The sequence below is a fragment of the Pseudomonas sp. P5_A12 genome (genome assembly GCF_056400685.1).
This window is the reverse complement of the sequence record NZ_JBFUKU010000589.1, coordinates 1-1116: the sequence shown is the minus strand read 5'-3', so window position 1 is coordinate 1116 and position 1116 is coordinate 1. Positions and strand designations below refer to the sequence as shown.

At 56.2% G+C, this 1116-nt stretch carries 1 protein-coding gene and 1 pseudogene; one reads left to right on the top strand and one right to left on the bottom strand.

All coding sequences use genetic code 11. The features are described from left to right. A pseudogene (locus tag AC1DSG_RS31305) lies at positions 1–159 on the top strand (peroxidase); the annotation flags it as partial. Between the two features lie 110 nt (positions 160–269). On the opposite strand, the gene AC1DSG_RS31300 reads toward AC1DSG_RS31305, so the two are convergent. Beyond that, positions 270–908 carry a peroxiredoxin gene (locus tag AC1DSG_RS31300; protein WP_477794314.1) on the bottom strand — a complete coding sequence of 213 codons (639 nt, stop codon included), beginning with the start codon at positions 906–908 and terminating at the stop codon, positions 270–272. Positions 909–1116 lie beyond the last annotated feature (208 nt).

Genomic DNA, 1116 nt, shown 5'->3' with positions numbered 1-1116 from the left:
GACCACTACAAAGTGGCCACCCCGGCCAACTGGCAGGACGGTGATGAAGTGGTGATCGTGCCGTCGCTCAAGGATGAGGATGAAATCAAGCAGCGCTTTCCCAAGGGCTATCGCGCGGTGAAACCATATTTGCGCCTCACGCCGCAGCCGAACCGGTAAGCATGATCGTTCCCACGCTCWGCGTGGKAATGCCTCTAGGGACGCTCYGCGTCCAGTGACGCGGAGCGTCACGGGCTGCATTCCCACGCAGAGCGTGGGAACGATCATGCTTACCGGTTCGGCTGCGGCGTGAGGCGCAAATATGGTTTCACCGCGCGATAGCCCTTGGGAAAGCGCTGCTTGATTTCATCCTCATCCTTGAGCGACGGCACGATCACCACTTCATCACCGTCCTGCCAGTTGGCCGGGGTGGCCACTTTGTAGTGGTCGGTGAGTTGCAGCGAGTCGATCACCCGCAGAATTTCGTGGAAGTTGCGGCCGGTACTCGCCGGGTACGTGATGGTCAGTCGAATCTTTTTGTTCGGATCGATCACGAACAACGAACGCACGGTCAGGGTGTCGTTTGCATTGGGATGGATCAGGTCGTAAAGGTCCGAGACCTTGCGGTCGGCGTCGGCAAGAATCGGGAAGTTGACCAGGGTGTTCTGGGTTTCGTTGATGTCTTCGATCCACTTGTGGTGCGAGTCCACCGGGTCGACCGACAGGGCAATGGCTTTCACCCCTCGTTTGGAAAACTCATCCTTGAGCCTGGCGGTAAAGCCCAGTTCAGTGGTGCATACCGGGGTGAAGTCCGCCGGATGGGAAAACAGCACGCCCCAGCTATCGCCCAACCACTCGTGGAAACGAAGGGTGCCGGCGCTGGAATCCTGTTCAAAGTCGGGGGCGATATCGCCCAGTCTGAGGCTCATGGTGCTGCTCCTGATGAGTGCTTGTTGAGCTCGACTGTGCCTGCATTTGCGGATGATTAAAAAGAATAAATATCGATTTATTTAGATCTAATACGAATATTAAAGATCTGTTCACTGGACGTGATCGGGCAACGAGACGAACATCGCCCACAAGGTTCGAGAAGGCCTTGAGTGCTGCAAAAGAGGGGGATTTCGAGGAGGATTTACG

Bases quoted from the DNA above. Each gene is read 5' to 3' on its own strand.
- AC1DSG_RS31300 (WP_477794314.1), bottom strand. From the start codon at position 908: ATGAGCCTCAGACTGGGCGATATCGCCCCCGACTTTGAACAGGATTCC.